Consider the following 17,596-nt stretch of genomic DNA (forward strand, 5'->3'; position numbering starts at 1 on the left):
CGATCGCCACGATTATTCTCGTCCTCGTACTTATTACCTCGCTTACCAGCGCGGGAGTCGGGTTCGTGTAGCAAAACCACACAACCCAAGGTCGAAAGAACCTGAACCCCGCGCCCAAAAGGCGCGGGGTTTTTCGTTTCTGAGGCCTCGGGTTCCTTGTCGACCACGACTGCAGGAACGTTTTTCCGTGAGAAGCAACGCCATCAAGCAAGGCCCGGCCCGAGCCCCCGCACGCGCGATGCTGCGCGCGACCGGTCTCGACGACGCGGCCATCGCCAGACCGCTGGTCGCCGTGGTCCACACCTGGTCCGACGTTTCGCCTTGCAACATCACCCTGCGCGATCTGGCCCAGCACGTGCGCCGCGGCGTGGTCGACAACGGCGGCACGCCGATCGAGTTCAACACCATCGCCGTCACCGACGGCATCGCCATGGGCACCGACGGCATGCGCGCCTCGCTGGCCTCGCGCGAAACCATCGCCGACTCGATCGAACTGGCGGTGTCCGGGCATTGCCTGGACGCGATGGTGCTGCTGGTGGGCTGCGACAAGACCATTCCGGCCGCGGCGATGGCGGCGGCGCGCCTGGATATCCCGACCGTGATCCTCTATGGCGGCACCATCATGCCGGGCCACTGCCCGTCCAAGCGGGGCGCGGCCGACGACAAGCCGCTGACCGTGCAGGACGTGTTCGAAGCCGTCGGCGCGCATTCGGCCGGCCGCATCGACGACGCCGAACTGCACCGCATCGAGTCGCACGCCTGCCCGGGCGCCGGCGCCTGCGGCGGCCAGTTCACCGCCAACACCATGGCCATGGTGCTGACCTTCCTGGGCCTGTCGCCGCTGGGCTTGAACGACATTCCGGCGATACATGCCGACAAGGCCGAGGCCGCGCGCAGCTGCGGCGAGTTGGTCATGCAGCAACTGCGTAAGGGCGGACCGAGGCCGCGCGCGCTCCTCTCTCCCTCCGCGCTGCGCAATGCCGCGCGCGCGGTCTCGGCCACCGCCGGCTCCACCAATGCCGCGCTGCACCTGCTGGCGATCGCGCACGAAGCCGGCGTGCCCTTCGACCTGGAGGAATTCGAAGCCGCCGCGCATACGCCGGTGATCGCCGACCTGAAACCGGGCGGCCGCTACACCGCCGCGGAGATGTACGAATTCGGCGGAGCGGCACTGGTGGCGCGCGAACTCAAAGCGGCCGGCTTGATCGAGGATATTCCGACGGTCACCGGCCGTTCCTTTTTCCAGGAGCTGGCCGACGCCTGCATGGCCGACCAGCAGGACGTGGTGCGCCCGGTGTCCGACCCGATCAAGCCGCGCGGCGGCTACTCGGTGCTGTACGGCGACCTAGCGCCGGAAGGCTGCATCCTCAAGCTGGCCGGTCACGGCCGCGAGCATTTCGAAGGCCCGGCGCGAGTGTTCGACTCGGAAGAGGATGCGTTCGCTGCCGTGCAGTCGCGTCGCATCCAGGCCGGCGACGTGGTGGTGATCCGCTTCGAAGGCCCGGCCGGCGGCCCCGGCATGCGCGAAATGCTGGCGGTGACCGCGGCCCTGGTCGGACAGGGCCTGAGCAACGACGTCGCCCTGATCACCGACGGCCGCTTCAGCGGCGCCACCCACGGCTTCATGGTCGGACACATCTCGCCGGAAGCCGCGCACGGCGGCCCGATCGCGCGTCTGCGCGAAGGCGACCGCGTGAGCATCGACGTGCGCACGCGCCGCTTGAACGTCGCCGCCGATTTGACCGCACGCGAGCCCGCGCGCATCGCCCCGCGCGTGACCACCGGCGTGCTCGCCAAGTACGCGCTGCTGGTCGGCTCGGCCTCGCAAGGCGCGGTCACCGCGCCCGGTCCGCTGCAGTCGCCGCCGCCGCGAACGATCCCAGCCGCTCTGGTCGAACACGCCAGCACCGAAACCGCTTGACCCCACTCGCTCCTCACTCCCCTCCGCTCACTCCTCGCTCAGAGATCACAGACATGACCGCTACGACCTTCCGCCCCAAGATCGCCATCGTCGGCTACGGCAGCCAGGGCCGCGCCCACGCGCTCAACCTGCGCGACTCCGGCTTCGACGTCACCGTCGGTCTGCGCCCGGGCGGCCCGACCGAGCTCAAGGCCAAGGCCGACGGCTTCACCGTCAAGTCGCCCGCCGAGGCGGTGGCCGGCGCCGAGCTGGTCGCCGTGCTCACGCCGGACATGGTCCAGGCCCAGCTCTATCGCGACGTGATCGAACCCAACATCGCCCAGGGCGCCTGCCTGCTGTTCGCGCACGGCTTCAATGTCCACTACGCCCAGATCGCGCCGCGCGCGGACCTCGACGTCGTACTCGTGGCGCCCAAGGGCCCGGGCGCGCTGGTGCGTCGCGAATACGAAATCGGCCGCGGCGTGCCCAGCGTCTACGCCGTGCATCAGGACACCAGCGGCCGCGCCGAGGAGTTCGCGCTGACCTACTGCGCCGGCATCGGCGGCGCGCGCCAGAACGCGATCAAGACCACGTTCAAGGAAGAGACCGAGACCGATCTGTTCGGCGAGCAGGCCGTGCTCTGCGGCGGCGCGACCAAGCTGGTCCAGGCCGGCTGGGAAACCCTGGTCGAGGCGGGCTACCAGCCGGAAGTCGCCTACTACGAATGCCTGCACGAGCTGAAGCTGATCGTCGATCTGTTCTACGAAGGCGGCGTGACCCGCATGCACGAGTTCATCAGCGAAACCGCGCAGTACGGTGCGCTCACCCGCGGGCCCTACGTGGTCGACGAGGACACCCGAGCGCAGATGCGCCGCGTGCTCAAGGAAATCCAGGACGGCACCTTCGCCCGCCAATGGATCGCCGAGTACGCCTCCGGCAACGCCAACTACAAGGCGCTCAAGCAGGCCGATCTGGATCACCCGATCGAAGCGGTCGGCAAGAAGCTGCGCGCCAACATGAAGTGGCTGGACACCGCGCCGAAAGCGCAGCCGGCCGCCCCCGCCCCCGCCGCCACGCGCGGTGAACGACAGGAAGAGGCTGCGTGATGAACGGTGCCCGCTGGCTGGCGCAAGCGCTGGCCGCAGAAGGCGTGGACACGCTGTTCGGTTATCCGGGCGGCACCATCATGCCTTTCTACGACGCCCTGCACGGGTCGGACCTCAAGCATGTGCTGGTCCGCCACGAGCAAGGCGCCGCTTTCGCTGCCAACGGCTATGCCCGTGCCAGCGGGCGAGTCGGCGTATGCGTGGCGACCTCCGGTCCCGGCGCGTCCAACCTGGTCACCGGCATCGCCGACGCGATGCTGGACTCGGTGCCGATGGTCGCGATCACCGGCCAGGTCGCGACGTCCCTGATGGGCACCGACGCATTTCAGGAACTGGACGTGTTCGGCATGACCCTGCCCATCGTCAAGCACAGCTTCCTGGTGCGCAGCGTCGACGATCTGCCGCGCATGGTCGGCGAAGCCTTCCGCCTGGCGCGCTCCGGGCGACCGGGCCCGGTGCTGATCGACCTGCCCAAGGACGTGCAGAACGCCGACGCCGCGCATCTGTCCGCGCACGTGCCGCTGCCCACCGATGCGCTGCCGAGCGCACCGGACGCGACCTATCACGAGGCCGCGGCGCTGATCGCGCATGCGCGCAAGCCGCTGGTCTACGGCGGCGGCGGCATCGCCCTGGGCGACGCGGTGCGCGCGTTCCGCGACTTCGTCGAAGGCAGCCAGATCCCGGCCGTGCTGACGCTGAAGGGACTGGGCGCGCTGCCGGCGGAGCACCTGTTGAACCTGGGCATGCTGGGCATGCACGGCAACCGCGCCGCCAATCTGTCGGTGCAGGAATGCGATCTGCTGATCGTGGTCGGCGCGCGCTTCGACGATCGCGCCACCGGCAAACTGGCCGAGTTCGCGCCGAACGCGCGTGTGGTCCATCTGGACCTGGACCCGGCCGAGATCGGCAAGCTGCGCCACGCCGATGCCGCGGTCAACGGCGATCTGCGCCGTTCGCTGGAAGCGCTGACGCCGGCCTGCACCGCCCAGACCCAGGGCCGCAACGGCGGCGCACGGCGCGCCTGGCGCGACACCTGCCTGCAACGCAAACGCGATTGCGCCCCGCGCTACGACGCGCCCGGCGAGACCGTGTACGCACCGGCGCTGCTGCGGCGCCTGTCCGACCTGGCCCCCGACGCGGTGGTGACCTGCGACGTCGGCCAGCACCAGATGTGGGTGGCCCAGCACTGGCGCTTCGACGATCCGCGCAAGCACCTGACCAGCGGCGCACTGGGCGCGATGGGCTTCGGCCTGCCGGCCGCGATCGGCGCGCAGATGCAGGATCCGTCGGCGCGCGTGATCTGCGTGAGCGGCGACGGCTCGTTCCTGATGAACGTGCAGGAGCTGGCCACCGTCGCGCGCTATCGCCTGCCGGTGAAGATCGTGCTGCTCGACAACCAGGCCCTGGGCATGGTGCGGCAATGGCAGGAGCTGTTCTTCGAACGCCGCTATTCCGAGATCGACCTGTCCGACAACCCGGACTTCTGCGCGATCGCCGCGGCCTTCGGCGTGGCCTCGTTCCATGTCGAACGCGCCGATGCGGTCGAGGACGCGCTGGCCGCGATGCTGGCCTGCGAGGGCCCGGCGCTGCTGCATGTGGCGATCGATCAGGAAGCCAACGTCTGGCCGCTGGTGCCGCCCAACCGCAGCAATGCCGAAATGCTGGACCCCGAGGCCGACGCGATCGCGGCGGCCGCCTCTCCCACCCCCGCCACCGACAAGGAGGATGCCCATGCGATACCAGCTTGAACTGACCCTGCGCCAGGCCGAGGGCGCGCTGGCTCGCGTATTGGGCGCCGCCGAACGGCGCGGTTTCCGTCCCCTGTCGGTGGACGGCGAAGCGCAACCCGACGGCGATCGCTGGCACCTGCGCATGACGGTGGAAGGCGAACGCGCCGACACCGCCCTGCAGAGCCAACTCGCCAAGCTCTACGACTGTCTTGCCGTCGAGGTGTCTCCATGTACTTGAGTGCGAATCCCTCGCAAAAACCCGCACATCCATGTGCGGACTCTCCAATGCTCTCCACCGCTCCGGCGAGCATCTCGCTGCGCCTGGACACGCAAACGCCGCTGATCTGGTTCGACGGCGAATTCGTCGCCGCCGATGCCCCGGAAGCGCCGCTGACCACCCACGCCATGCATTACGGCACCGCGGTGTTCGAAGGCATCCGCAGCTACGCCACCGCCGACGGCGGCGCGGCGGTGTTCCGCCTGCCCGAGCATATGCAGCGCATGCGCAAGGGCGCCGAGCTGTTCGGCATCGATTTCGACGTCGAACGCGCCAGCGCCGCGACCGTGCAGACCCTGCGCGCGAATGGTCATCGCGACGCCTACATCCGCCCGCTGACCTGGATGGGCACCGGCACCATCGGTCTGGACGTGGACCCGCTGAGCCAGCACCTGATGATCGCGACCATGGCCAAGGTGGTGCACCTGGGCGGCGCGCGCACGCGCCTGACGGTCTCGCCCTGGAAGCGTAACCCGGCGACCTCGCTGCCGGCGCTGAAGCTCAGCGGCGCCTACGTCAATTCGATTCTGGCCAAGCGCGAAGCCAAGCAACGCGGCTTCGACGAAGCGCTGTTCACCGACGACAAGGGCTATGTGGTCGAGTGCACCGGCGCCAACGTGTTCATGGTCAAGAACGGCGCGATCACCTCGGTCGAGCACCGCGACGCGCTGCCGGGCATCACCCGCGACACCATGATCGCGCTGTCCGGTGCGCAATCGCGCGAAGTCACCTTGCACGAACTGCTGGACGCCGACGAGGTGTTCGTCTGCGGCACCGCCGCCGAGGCCACCCCGATCGCGGTGCTGGACCGTCGCGAGTTCGGCGACAACCCGGTCACCCGCGAGCTGTCGGCGCAGTACGCGCGCGTGGTGCGCGGCGAAGACCCGCGCTACCGCGCGTGGCTGACGCCGGTCTGAGCGCATGGACGGCGACGTAGCCAGCGCGGTACCCGTGAGCGCCGCCGACCTGCTGGCGGCGCAGGCGCGCCTGCGCCGCTACCTGGACCCGACGCCGTTGCATCACGCCGAGCGCTTCGGCTGCTGGCTGAAACTGGAGAACCTGCAGCGCACCGGCTCCTACAAGGTGCGCGGCGCGCTCAATGCGCTGCTGGCCGCGCGCGAACGCGGCGATCACCGCACCGTGATCGCCGCCTCCGCTGGCAATCATGCCCAGGGCCTGGCGTGGGCCGCGTACCGCCTGGGCGTCAACGCGATCACGGTGATGCCGCGCTGCGCGCCGCAGACCAAGATCGCCGGCGTCGCCCATTGGGGCGCCACCGTGCGCCTGCACGGCGACAGCTACGACGAGGCCAAGGCCTTCGCGATCGAGCTGGCCGAGCAACACGATTACCGTTTGCTGTCGGCCTTCGACGACCCCGACGTGATCGCCGGCCAGGGCACGGTCGCGCTGGAGCTGGCCGCGTTCGCGCCCGACGTGCTGCTGGTGCCGATCGGCGGCGGCGGCCTGGCCGCCGGCGTAGCCCTGGCGCTGAAGTCGGAGCTGCTGTGCGGCAGCGCGGCCGCGCGCCGGGTGCGCGTGATCGGCGCCCAGGTCGAAGGCGTGGATTCGATGGCGCGCGCCCTGCGCGGCGACCGCCGCCTGATCGAACCGGCCGCGACCCTGGCCGACGGCGTGCGGGTCAAGGATCCGGGCCGTCTCACCGAACGCGTGCTGAGCGCGCTGCTGGACGACGTGGTGATCGTGCGCGAAGCCGAACTGCGCGAAACGCTGGTGCGACTGGCCTTGGAGGAACACATCATCGCCGAAGGCGCGGGCGCGCTCGCGCTGGCGGCCGGCCGCCGCATCGCCGGCAAGCGCAAATGCGCGGTGGTGTCCGGCGGCAACCTCGATGCCGGCGTGCTCGCGCAGCTGCTGTCAGAGGTGCGCCCGCGCGCACCGCGACGCCCGCGCCGACGCAGCCGCGAGGCGCCCGCACGCGAGGCGGCCGCCATCGAGAGCGACATCTTCCGGTTGGCGCGACTTAGATCCGGGTCGTCGCCGCCCGCGCGCACGACCCACACGCCCTCCCTTGCCCCGCATTCCACTTTGATCGAGGACGTCCCCGCATGAACGAGTCGCCCGGGCCGGTAGTACCCATAGACCACGCCCCGCAACACATCGCCATTTTCGACACCAGCCTGCGCGACGGCGAGCAATCGCCCGGCTGCAGCATGAGCTCCAGCCAGAAGCTGCGCTTCGCGCATGCACTGGCCGAACTGGGCGTGGACGTGATCGAAGCCGGCTTCCCGGCCAGCTCCGGCGCCGAAATCGAAGCGACCCAGGCGATCGCGCGCGAAGTGCGCGGCTCGACCCTGGCCACCCTGGCGCGCTGCCATGTCGGCGACATCGAGGCCTGTGCGCGCGCCCTGGAAGGTGCCGGCAAGCCGCGCATCCACGTCTTCATCTCGACCAGCCCGCTGCATCGCGAACACAAACTGGGCCTGAGCCGCGAGCAGGTCCTGGAACGCGCGGTGATGGGCGTCGAACTGGCGCGCCGTTACGTCGACGACGTCGAGTTTTCGGCCGAGGACGCGCTGCGCACCGAGCCGGAATTCCTGGCCGAGGTCTGCGGCGCCGCACTCGCCGCCGGCGCGCGCACCCTGAACATTCCCGACACCGTCGGCTACACCACCCCCAGCGAGATCCGCGCGCTGTTCGAGTACCTGCGCGCGAACGTGCGCGACGCCGAACGGGCGATCTTCAGCGCCCACTGCCACAACGACCTGGGCCTGGCCGTGGCCAACAGCCTGGCCGCGATCGAAGGCGGCGCGCGCCAGGTCGAATGCACCATCAACGGCATCGGCGAACGCGCCGGCAACTGCGCGATGGAAGAGCTGGTGATGGCGCTGCGCGTGCGCGGCGGCTATTACAACGCCCAGACCCGCATCGACACGCGCCGGCTGGTGCCGACCTCGCGTCTGCTCTCGCGCATCACCGGCATGGCCGTGCAACGCAACAAGGCCATCGTCGGCCAGAACGCGTTCGCGCACGAGTCCGGCATCCACCAGCACGGCATGCTCAAGCACCGCGGCACCTACGAGATCATGAATCCCGAGGACGTGGGCTGGGCACAGTCGCAGATGGTGCTGGGCCGCCACAGCGGACGCGCCGCGCTCAGCGATCGCCTGCAAACCCTGGGCTTCGTCGTCGACGAGGCGCGTCTGAACGCGGTGTTCGCCAGCTTCAAGGCCCTGGCCGAGAAGAAGCGCGAAGTCTTCGACGCCGACCTGGAAGCGCTGGTGCTGGGCGCCGACGCGCGCGCCGCGCGCGGCCATCGCCTGGTGCGCGCGCATGTCAGCACCGGCATCGCCAGCGACAGCCTGCCGACCGCCAGCGTGCAGTTGGTCGATCCCGACGGCGGCGCGATCAACGAAGCCGCGGTCGGCGACGGCCCGGTGCACGCGCTGTTCGCCGCGCTGGCGCGCGCGACCGGCGTGCAGCTGCAGATCGACAGCTACCACGTGTCCAGCGTGACCACCGGCGACGACGCCCAGGGCCAGGCCAGCGTGACCACACGCGTGGACGGTGTCGAACTGACCGGCTCGGGCACCAGCACCGACATCCTCGAGGCCAGTGCGTTGGCCTGGCTGGAGATCGCCAACCGCGTGCTGCGCACCCAGCAGCAGCCCCCGCAGCGCTTAGCCGCCACCGCCTAAGAGCCCCTCTCCCGCCTGCGGGAGAGGGGTTGGGGTGAGGGCACGCGCCGAGCAGCCACGACGACGGCTCCGCACAGCGCCCCACACCCCGAACCGCTCCCGCCAACGCAACAGCCGCCCAACATCGAAGCCCCACATCCCGCCATGACCGCACCCAGAACCCTGTTCGACAAACTGTGGGACGCCCACCTGGTCACGCCCGAAACCGAGGCCGTGCCCGCCGTGCTCTACATCGACCTGCACCTGATCCACGAGGTCACCACCCCGCAGGCCTTCGCCGAGCTCGAATCGCGCGGCCTGTCGCCGCGCCGGCCGGACCTGACCAAGGGCACCCTCGACCATTCCACGCCGACCCTGCCGCGCGGCGCCGACGGCCGTCTGCCCTACTACACCGACGAGGCCGAGCGTCAGGTCGATACCCTGCGCCGCAATTGCGCGCGCCACGACATCGAGTTGTTCGACTACGACAGCCCGCACCGCGGCATCGTGCACGTGATCGGGCCGGAGCTGGGCCTGACCCAGCCCGGCATGACCATCGTCTGCGGCGACAGCCACACCGCCACCCACGGCGCGTTCGGCGCGCTCGCGTTCGGCATCGGCACCAGCGAGGTCGGCCACGTGCTGGCCACCCAGTGCCTGCTGCAGCGCAAGCCGCGCACCCTGGCGATCAACATCGAAGGCGAGCTCGCGCCCGGCGTCGGCGCCAAGGACCTGATCCTGCACGTGATCGGAGAGATCGGCGTCAACGGCGGCACCGGCCAGGTGATCGAGTACCGTGGCTCCACCGTGCGCGCGCTGTCGATGGACGAGCGCATGACGGTCTGCAACATGTCGATCGAGGCCGGCGCGCGCGCGGGCCTGATCGCGCCCGACCAGGTCACCTACGACTACCTCGCCGCGACCCCGCGCGCGCCGCAGGGCGCGGACTTCGAACGCGCGGTCGCGCGCTGGCGCGAGTTCGTCGGCGACGAGGGCGCGCGCTTCGATCGCGAAGTGCATATCGACGCCAGCACGATCAAACCCACCCTGACCTGGGGCACCCACCCCGGCCAGGTCGCCGCGGTCGACGCGCGCCTGCCGGTCGCGCAGGATGCCGACGCCGCCAAGGCGCTGGCCTACATGGGCCTGAGCGGCGGCGCGGCGCTGGCCGGCGCGTCGGTGGACGTGGTGTTCGTCGGCAGCTGCACCAATTCGCGCCTCACCGACCTGCGTCAGGCCGCGCAGGTGCTGCAGGGCCGGCGCGTGCACCCGCGCGTGCGCATGCTGGTGGTGCCGGGTTCCGAACAGGTCAAGCGCGAAGCCGAGGCCGAGGGCATCGACCGCATCGTGCGCGCGGCCGGCGCCGAGTGGCGCGAGCCGGGCTGCTCGATGTGCATCGCCATGAACGGCGATCTGGTCGGCCCGGGCCAGCTCGCGGTCTCCACCAGCAACCGCAATTTCGAGGGCCGCCAGGGCAAGGGCGCGCGCACGCTGCTGGCCTCGCCGCTGACCGCGGCCGCCTGCGCGATCGCGGGCGAGGTCACCGACCCGCGCGCCTACCTGCAAGCCGTCGCCACGGAGGCCGCGTGATGAGCGCTTTCACCGCACTGACCTCGCGCACCGTGGTCCTGCGCGAGCGCAATATCGACACCGACCAGATCATCCCCGCGCGCTTTCTCACCACCACGCAGCGCCAGGGCCTGGGGCGCTACGCCTTCAACGACTGGCGCTACCTCGCCGACGGCTCGCCCAATCCCGAGTTCGTCTTCAATCGGCCCGAGAACGCCGGCGCGCAGATCCTGGTCGCGGGGCGCAACTTCGGCTGCGGTTCCTCGCGCGAGCACGCGCCCTGGGCCTTGACCGACCTGGGCCTGCGCGCGGTGATCAGCACCGAGATCGCCGACATCTTCCGCAGCAACGCGCTCAAGAACGGCCTGCTGCCGATCGTGCTCGACAGCGATGTGGTCGACGAGTTGCTGGATCGTCCCGGCATCGAATTGTCCGTCGACGTCGCCAGCCGCAGCGTGATCCTGCCCGGCGGCCGCCGCGTGCAATTCCCGCTGGACGCGTTCGCCCAGACTTGTCTGCTCGAAGGCGTGGACCAGCTGGGCTATCTGCTCAAACAACAAACCGCCATCCAACGTTATGAGGAACTGCGCCATGCATGCTGAGATCGTCGTATTGCCGGGCGACGGCATCGGCCCCGAAGTCACCGCCGCCGCGGTCGAAGTGCTGCGCACGGTCGGCCGCCGCTACGGCCACGCCTTCGCGCTGCGCGAGCACCTGATCGGCGGCGCCGCCATCGACGCCACCGGCGAGCCCCTGCCCGAAGCCACGCTGGCCGCCTGCCGCAAGGCCGACGCCGTGCTGCTGGGCGCGGTCGGCGGGCCGAAGTGGTCGGACCCCAAAGCGAAAGTACGTCCCGAACAAGGCCTGCTGGCCTTGCGCAAAGGCCTGGGCCTGTACGCCAACCTGCGCCCGGTGAAACCGCACGCAGCCACCCTGGGCGCCTCGCCGATCAAGCCGCACCTGCTGGCCGGCGTCGACCTGCTGGTGGTGCGCGAGCTCACCGGCGGCATCTACTTCGGCCAGAAGCAGCGCAGCGCCGACAGCGCCAGCGACCTGTGCGAGTACAGCGTGGCCGAGATCGAACGCGTGGTGCGCCGCGCCTGCGCGCTCGCGCGCGGTCGCCGCGGACATGTGGTCTCGGTGGACAAGGCCAACGTGCTGGAGACCTCGCGTCTGTGGCGCGAAGTCGCCACTCGCGTCGCCCGCGACGAGTTCCCGGACGTGACCCTGGAACACCAGCTGGTCGATTCGATGGCGATGCATTTGATCGCCAAGCCGCGCGCCTTCGACGTGATCGTGACCGAGAACATGTTCGGCGACATCCTCACCGACGAAGCCTCGATGCTGGCCGGCTCGCTGGGCCTGCTGCCCTCGGCGTCGCTGGGCGAAGGCAAGGTCGGCCTTTACGAGCCCATCCACGGCTCCGCCCCCGACATCGCCGGCCGCGGCATCGCCAACCCGGTCGGCACCATCCTCAGCGCGGCGATGCTGCTGCGCCACTCGCTGGGTTTGAGCGACGAAGCCGACTGTATCGAACAAGCGGTGGCGGCGGTGTTGGAACGCGGCGTCCTCAGCGCCGACCTCGCCCCGAACGGCCGCGGCGCCAGCACGGCCGAGGTGACGGCGGCGGTACTCGCGCAGCTGGAGCTGCCTTGCCAGATCGCGGAGCTGCGCGACTGAGTGCGGGGCTGCGCATTCGAACGTGCAGCCCTAGCCTTGAATAAACCAACCACGGTTGCAGTTTCGGTTGCGTTTGCCGTTGCCGTTGCCGTTGCCGTTGCCGTTGCCGTTGCCGTTGCATTCAAATCCAAAAGCAACGCACTCACACGACCAACCGTAGACCCGAAGGGCGGCGCGCAGGACGCGCGCCGTTTTTCGATAGGACAAGGATGTCCTATCGAAAAATCCCGGCGCACGCTCCGAACTCGCAAGGGAGGGTTGGTCACGCTAGCCCTTCTCTTTGGTCACTTTCTCTTGGGCTAGCAAGAGAAAGTGACCCGCATGCGCAGCAGGCGGAAGCCCTTGACCTTCGAGCCGAAGCGGACGAAGCAACAGCAAAAGCAAATCCTCCCCAACCCTCCTTTTCCAAAGGAGGGAGCTAGAAGCAAAGAGCGGGAGAGGGGATAGAGACCGCGGGCTTACGCCCCCGCCTCCGGCGCCTTCACCTTGAACCACGCCGCATACAGCGCCGGCAGGAACAACAGCGTCAACAGCGTCGCCACCATCAGACCGCCCATGATCGCCACCGCCATCGGCCCGAAGAACGCACTGCGCGACAGCGGAATCATCGCCAGGATCGCCGCCAGCGCCGTCAACACGATCGGCCGGAAACGCCGCACCGTCGCCTCCACGATCGCCCGCCACGGCTCATGCCCGTCCGCACGGTCCTGCTCGATCTGATCGACCAGGATCACCGAATTGCGCATGATCATGCCCGACAACGCGATCGTGCCCAGCATCGCCACGAAACCGAACGGCACCCGGAACACCAGCAGGAACAGGGTCACGCCGATCAGGCCCAGCGGCGCCGTCAGCAGCACCATGAAACTGCGCGAGAAACTGCGCAGCTGCAGCATCAGCAAGGTGAACACCGCGAACACGAACAGCGGCACGCCGGCGATGATCGAATTCTGGCCGCGCGCCGAGTCCTCGACGCTGCCGCCGACATCGATCGAGTAGGCGTAAGGCAACTGCGCGCGCAGCGCGTCCAGGGTCGGCGAGATCTGGCCCATCACCGTCGCCGGCTGGGTGCCGTCGTAGATGTCGGCGCGCACCGTAATGGTCGGCTGGCGGTCGCGGTGCCAGATGATGCCTTCCTCGAAACCGTACTCGAGCGTGGCGATCTGGGTCAGCGGCACCGCGCGGCCGTTGCTGGTCGGCACCATCAGGCTGCCCAGCATGCTCAACTGCAGACGCTCCTCGGTGGGGCCGCGCAGCAGCATCTCGATCAGCTCGTTGCCCTCGCGGTAGGTGCTGATGTGCGAGCCCGACAGCGAACTGGACAGGAACTGCGACAGCTGCGCCGAGGTCACGCCCAGCGCGCGCGCGCGTTCCTGGTCCACCTGCAGGCGCACCACCTTGTTCGGCTCGTCCCAGTCCAGGTTCACGTTGGTCACGTGCGGGTTGGCACGGATCTTCTCGCGCACCTGATAAGCGATCGCGCGTACGCGGTCGATGTGCTCGCCCGAGACGCGGAACTGCACCGGGTAGCCGACCGGCGGACCGTTCTCCAAGCGGGTCACGCGCAGTTGCAGGTCGGGGAAGCGCGGCACCACGTCCTTGATCACCCACTCGCGGATCGCTTCGCGCGCGGCCACGTCCTTGGGCATCAGCACGAACTGGGCGAAGTTGGCCGACGGCAGCTGCTGGTCCAGCGGCAGATAGAAGCGCGGCGAACCGGTGCCGACGTAGGACACGTAGTTGACCAGGTCCTTGCGCTGCTTGAGCAGAGCTTCCAGACGCTGGGCCTGTTCGGCGGTCTGACGCAGCGAGCTGCCCTCGGCCAGCTCCATGTCCACCATCAGCTCCGGACGCACCGAATCCGGGAAGAACTGCTGCGGCACGAAGCGGAACATGAACACCGACAGGAAGAACGCGGCCACGGTGATCCCGATCACCAGCCAGCGGCGGCGCACGCACCAGGTCACCCAGTTGCGGAAGCGCGTATAGAACTTGCTGGCGTATGGATCGTGATCCTTGCCGTCGTGCGGCGTGGGGGCGATGAACTCCGCCAGCGCGCCCGCACCCGAGCGCGCGCTTAGACGCTCGGCCCAGCGCGCGCGTTGCGCATGCCAGCGCGCGACCAGCGAGCCGGGCTTGGGCGCGGCCGCATGGCCGTGGTCGGGCAGCAACTTGTCGCCCAGGTAGGGGATGAACGCGACCGCGGCGATCCACGACACCAGCAACGCGATCGTGACCACCTGGAACAGCGAGCGCGTGTACTCGCCGGTGCCGGAGGCCGCGGTCGCGATCGGCAGGAAGCCGGCGGCGGTGATCAGGGTGCCGGTGAGCATCGGGAAGGCCGTGCTGTCCCAGGCGAACGCGGCCGCGCGGATGCGGTCGAAGCCCTGCTCCATCTTGATCGCCATCATCTCGACGGCGATGATCGCGTCGTCCACCAGCAGGCCCAGCGCCAGCACCAGCGCGCCCAGCGAAATCTTGTGCAGGCCGACGCCGAAGAACTGCATGGCGGCGAAGGTCATCGCCAGCACCAGCGGAATCGACAGCGCCACCACCAGGCCGGTGCGCCAACCCAGCGAGAAGAAGCTGACCAGCAGCACGATCAGCACCGCCTCGGCCAGCACGCGCACGAACTCGCCCACCGACGCATCGACCGCGGCCGGCTGGTCGGCGACCTTGCGCAGCTCCATGCCCGCCGGCAGGGTCTTCTGCAGGCGCGCGAACTCGGTCTCCAGGGTCTTGCCCAGCTTGAGGATGTCGCCGCCCTCCTTCATCGACACGCCGATGCCGATCGCGTCCTCGCCCATGAAGCGCATGCGCGGCGCGGGCGGATCGGAGAAGCCGCGGCGTACCTCGGCGACGTCGCCGAGGCGGAAGGTGCGGTCGCCGACCCGGATCGGGAATTCGCGGATTTCCTCGACGGTCTTGAACTGGCCGCCGACGCGCAGCGCCACGCGGTTGCTGCCGGTTTCGAAGAAGCCGGCCGGGGACAGCGCGTTCTGCTGATTCAGGGCCTCACCGACCGCGTTGGCCGGCACGCCCAGGGTCGCCAGCTTCACGTTCGACAGCTCGACCCAGATCTTCTCGTCCTGCACGCCGAACAGTTCGATCTTGCCGACGTCGGCCTGATCCTGCAGGGCCAGTTGCACGCGCTCGGCGTAGTCCTTGAGCACGGCGTAGTCGAAGCCCTTGCCGGTCAAGGCATAGATATTGCCGAAGGTGTCGCCGAACTCGTCGTTGAAGAACGGCCCGACCACGTCGCTGGGCAGCGTGGCGCGGATATCGCCGACCTTCTTGCGCACCTGGTACCACAGCGGCTGGATGTCCTTGGAGTGCATCGAGTCGCGCGCGCCGAAGATCACCTGCGACTCGCCGGCGCGCGAGTACGAGCGGATGAACTCGTACTGGCCGGTCTCCATCAGCTTCTTCTCGATGCGCTCGGTGACCTGGCGCGAGACCTCGTCGGCGGTGGCGCCGGGCCACAGGGTCCGGATCACCATGACCTTGAAGGTGAACGCCGGGTCCTCGCTGCGGCCCAGACGCATATAAGAGAAGGTGCCGGCGATCGCCGCCACCAGCATCGCGTAGACGATCAGGCTGCGGTGACGCAGCGCCCATTCGGAGAGATTGAAGCGCATGAGAGAGGCTCAGCGTTGAATGAGTCGCCCCTCTCCCGCTTGCGGGAGAGGGGTTGAGGTGAGAGCGGACGGATGCGGTACGACGCGTGTCGCGGCGGCGCGCCCCCATCCCATCCCTTCCCCCGCGAGCGGGGGAAGGGCGAAGGTGCCGAGCGGGATTCGCATCGGGCAGCTCAATGGCGATCGGGTCGCGTTCACTTCGGGGACTACGGTTTGACGGGTCGATTGTCTCGATCCACCGCCACCACCTTCTGACCCGCACGCACCAGATGACCGCCGGCGGCGACCACCCAGTCGTTCGCGTTCAGGCCGCTCGTGACCGGCACGCGATCCTCGCCGTAGGCGCCGATCCGCACCGGCACCAACTTCAGGGTCGAGGTTTTGGGGTCGACCACGAACACCGCCGGCGCGCCCTTGTCGCGTTGCAGCGCCGACAGCGGCACGCTCAAACCCGCACCGCCATTGCCGTCCTGGACGATGTAGACGCGCGCGCTCTGACCGAGTTCGAGGCTGCCTTCCGGCGCCTCGACCGCGACCCGCGCGGCATAGGTGCGCGAGGCCGGATCGGCGGCCGGCGCGATCTCGCGCACCCGGCCCGGCCAGCGCTGGCCCGGTTGCGACCACAGCTCGACCATCACCTCGCGGCCGGTCTTGAACTGGGCGATCGCGCCTTCGGGTATCGCGAACGCGATTTCGCGCACGCCGTCGGCGGCCAGGCCGAACACCTGCTGGCCGGCCGCGACCACCTGCCCGGCCTCGGCGCTGCGCGTGGCGATCACGCCCGCGTGCGGCGCGCGCAATTGGGTGTACTGAGCCTGGTTGCGCGCCACGTCCAGGTTGGCGCGGGCGGCGTTGACCTGGCCCTGCGCGGCCTTGGCCGCGGCGTTCTGCGCGTCCAGGCTGGAGCGACTGACCAATTGATCGTCGGCGAGGCGGGCGAAACGCTGCTGGTCGGCGCGCGCGCGGCCGAGTTCGGCCTCGGCCGCGGCCAATTGGGCCTGGGCCGCGCGCGACTGCGCCTGCAGATCGCCCGGGTCCAGCACCGCGAGCAGGTCGCCGGCGGCGACGTGGGCACCGACATCGACCCGACGCTCGACCAGGTTGCCGCCGACCCGGAACGACAGCGGGCTTTCCTGGCGGGCGCGGACTTCGCCGGCGAAGGCGGTCACGCCAGTCTGGCCGGCGCCGGGGTGGGTCACCAGCACCGGCCGGGCCGCTTCGGGCGCGGGAGCATCGCGGCCGCAAGCCGCCAACGCCAGCATCAGAACGGCGCTGGAAAACGCCAATCCGGGGGAGGAAGTGCGGCTGCGCATCGCGGGTGACCTCAGGGATAATTAATGTACCTGGCGGTACTGTATAAATATCGAACCCGTTAGTCTAGTATTCCGCGCATGACCGCCTCACGCAAAACCCTGCCCCCGCCCGAGACCGCCAAACCCGCCGGTCCGGGCCGCCCCAAGGACCTGAGCAAGCGCGCCGCCATCCTCGATGCGGCCTCGAAAATGTTCACCCAGGCTGGCTTCGACGCCACCAGCATGGATCAGATCGCGGCCGAGGCCGGGGTCTCCAAGCTCACCGTCTACAGCCATTTCGGCGACAAGGAGGCCCTGTTCGCCGAGGCCATCAAGACCTATTGCGAGCGCCACCTGCCGCCGCTGCTGTTCGAGCCCTCGCCGGCGACCCCGCTGCGCGAGCGCCTGATGACCATCGCGCAGGCGTTCTGGGCCATGGTCAGTGCGCCCGAGGCGGTCCAGGGTCATCGCATCCTGTGCTCGCCGCAGCTGGCCGGCTCGCCGCTGCCGCGGATGTTCTGGGAAGCCGGCCCGCAGCGCGTGCACCAGGAATTCGCGGCCCTGCTGCGCCGGCGCATCGTCGCCGGCGAGCTGCGGATCGACGACGTCGAGCGCGCCGCCGGGCAGTTCTTCGCCCTGCTCAAGGGCGAACCGCACGCGCAACTGGTGTTCGGTTGCGACTTCGACGCGTCCCAGATCGATGCCCACCTGCAGGCCTCGGTGGACCTGTTCCTGCGCGCTTACGCCCGTTCCGCGTCCCATGGATAGA

The 17,596-nt window shown here is 69.3% G+C and carries 13 protein-coding genes; 11 read left to right on the forward strand and 2 right to left on the reverse strand.

Annotation, left to right across the window (positions count from 1 at the left end):
* Window positions 1-187: 187 nt before the first annotated feature.
* The 10 genes from ASD69_RS15505 (at window position 188) to leuB (ending at window position 11,897) form a co-directional block, all read left to right on the forward strand.
* Window positions 188-1,921, forward strand: a complete 1,734-nt coding sequence (locus ASD69_RS15505; protein WP_056180202.1) for a dihydroxy-acid dehydratase — start codon at window positions 188-190, stop codon at window positions 1,919-1,921.
* Between the two features lie 53 nt (window positions 1,922-1,974).
* Entirely contained in the window at window positions 1,975-3,006 is a 1,032-nt protein-coding gene (gene ilvC, locus ASD69_RS15510) for a ketol-acid reductoisomerase (RefSeq protein WP_056180206.1), read from the forward strand.
* Complete coding sequence (gene ilvG / locus ASD69_RS15515) at window positions 3,006-4,754, forward strand: acetolactate synthase 2 catalytic subunit (protein WP_056180211.1); 1,749 nt, start codon at window positions 3,006-3,008, stop codon at window positions 4,752-4,754. The genes ilvC and ilvG overlap by 1 nt, the downstream gene beginning before the upstream one ends.
* Window positions 4,738-4,974 carry an ACT domain-containing protein gene (locus tag ASD69_RS15520; RefSeq protein WP_056180214.1) on the forward strand — a complete coding sequence of 79 codons (237 nt, stop codon included), beginning with the start codon at window positions 4,738-4,740 and terminating at the stop codon, window positions 4,972-4,974. The genes ilvG and ASD69_RS15520 overlap by 17 nt, the downstream gene beginning before the upstream one ends.
* A gap of 47 nt (window positions 4,975-5,021) precedes the next feature.
* Window positions 5,022-5,930 carry an aminotransferase class IV gene (locus ASD69_RS15525; RefSeq protein WP_056180218.1) on the forward strand — a complete coding sequence of 303 codons (909 nt, stop codon included), beginning with the start codon at window positions 5,022-5,024 and terminating at the stop codon, window positions 5,928-5,930.
* Window positions 5,931-5,934: 4 nt separating this feature from the next.
* Window positions 5,935-7,083: a threonine dehydratase gene (locus tag ASD69_RS15530; protein ID WP_056180221.1), complete on the forward strand. Its 1,149-nt coding sequence runs from the start codon at window positions 5,935-5,937 to the stop codon at window positions 7,081-7,083.
* Entirely contained in the window at window positions 7,080-8,669 is a 1,590-nt protein-coding gene (locus ASD69_RS15535; RefSeq protein WP_056180224.1) for a 2-isopropylmalate synthase, read from the forward strand. The genes ASD69_RS15530 and ASD69_RS15535 overlap by 4 nt, the downstream gene beginning before the upstream one ends.
* Before the next feature lie 144 nt (window positions 8,670-8,813).
* Window positions 8,814-10,238, forward strand: coding sequence for a 3-isopropylmalate dehydratase large subunit (gene leuC, locus ASD69_RS15540; protein ID WP_056180225.1), 1,425 nt, complete (start codon window positions 8,814-8,816; stop codon window positions 10,236-10,238).
* Window positions 10,238-10,819 carry a 3-isopropylmalate dehydratase small subunit gene (gene leuD, locus ASD69_RS15545; protein WP_056180228.1) on the forward strand — a complete coding sequence of 194 codons (582 nt, stop codon included), beginning with the start codon at window positions 10,238-10,240 and terminating at the stop codon, window positions 10,817-10,819. The genes leuC and leuD overlap by 1 nt, the downstream gene beginning before the upstream one ends.
* A complete protein-coding gene (gene leuB / locus ASD69_RS15550) occupies window positions 10,809-11,897 on the forward strand; it encodes a 3-isopropylmalate dehydrogenase (RefSeq protein WP_056180232.1) in 1,089 nt (362 codons plus the stop codon). Before leuD ends, leuB begins: the two co-directional genes overlap by 11 nt.
* Before the next feature lie 458 nt (window positions 11,898-12,355).
* Here leuB and ASD69_RS15555 read toward each other — a convergent pair whose 3' ends face one another.
* The gene (locus ASD69_RS15555; protein WP_056180237.1) at window positions 12,356-15,535 is read right to left on the reverse strand and encodes an efflux RND transporter permease subunit; all 3,180 of its coding nucleotides are present in this window, start codon (window positions 15,533-15,535) and stop codon (window positions 12,356-12,358) included.
* 206 nt (window positions 15,536-15,741) lie between these two features.
* Window positions 15,742-16,848 (reverse strand): efflux RND transporter periplasmic adaptor subunit, encoded by a 1,107-nt coding sequence (locus ASD69_RS15560; RefSeq protein WP_056180240.1) that lies wholly within the window; start codon window positions 16,846-16,848, stop codon window positions 15,742-15,744.
* Between the two features lie 78 nt (window positions 16,849-16,926).
* Between ASD69_RS15560 and ASD69_RS15565 the strand changes: the two genes are divergently transcribed.
* Window positions 16,927-17,595, forward strand: a complete 669-nt coding sequence (locus ASD69_RS15565; protein ID WP_056180244.1) for a TetR/AcrR family transcriptional regulator — start codon at window positions 16,927-16,929, stop codon at window positions 17,593-17,595.
* The last annotated feature ends 1 nt before the right edge of the window (window position 17,596 follow it).

Source organism: Lysobacter sp. Root604 (assembly GCF_001427505.1).
In the GTDB taxonomy this organism is placed as follows: Bacteria; Pseudomonadota; Gammaproteobacteria; order Xanthomonadales; family Xanthomonadaceae; genus Lysobacter.

Coding starts and splice junctions, on each gene's coding strand:
- ilvC (WP_056180206.1), top strand. CDS start 1,975: ATGACCGCTACGACCTTCCGCCCCAAGATCGCCATCGTCGGCTACGGC.
- ilvG (WP_056180211.1), top strand. CDS start 3,006: ATGAACGGTGCCCGCTGGCTGGCGCAAGCGCTGGCCGCAGAAGGCGTG.
- ASD69_RS15520 (WP_056180214.1), top strand. CDS start 4,738: ATGCGATACCAGCTTGAACTGACCCTGCGCCAGGCCGAGGGCGCGCTG.
- ASD69_RS15525 (WP_056180218.1), top strand. CDS start 5,022: ATGCTCTCCACCGCTCCGGCGAGCATCTCGCTGCGCCTGGACACGCAA.
- ASD69_RS15530 (WP_056180221.1), top strand. CDS start 5,935: ATGGACGGCGACGTAGCCAGCGCGGTACCCGTGAGCGCCGCCGACCTG.
- ASD69_RS15535 (WP_056180224.1), top strand. CDS start 7,080: ATGAACGAGTCGCCCGGGCCGGTAGTACCCATAGACCACGCCCCGCAA.
- leuC (WP_056180225.1), top strand. CDS start 8,814: ATGACCGCACCCAGAACCCTGTTCGACAAACTGTGGGACGCCCACCTG.
- leuD (WP_056180228.1), top strand. CDS start 10,238: ATGAGCGCTTTCACCGCACTGACCTCGCGCACCGTGGTCCTGCGCGAG.
- leuB (WP_056180232.1), top strand. CDS start 10,809: ATGCATGCTGAGATCGTCGTATTGCCGGGCGACGGCATCGGCCCCGAA.
- ASD69_RS15555 (WP_056180237.1), bottom strand. CDS start 15,535: ATGCGCTTCAATCTCTCCGAATGGGCGCTGCGTCACCGCAGCCTGATC.
- ASD69_RS15560 (WP_056180240.1), bottom strand. CDS start 16,848: ATGCGCAGCCGCACTTCCTCCCCCGGATTGGCGTTTTCCAGCGCCGTT.
- ASD69_RS15565 (WP_056180244.1), top strand. CDS start 16,927: ATGACCGCCTCACGCAAAACCCTGCCCCCGCCCGAGACCGCCAAACCC.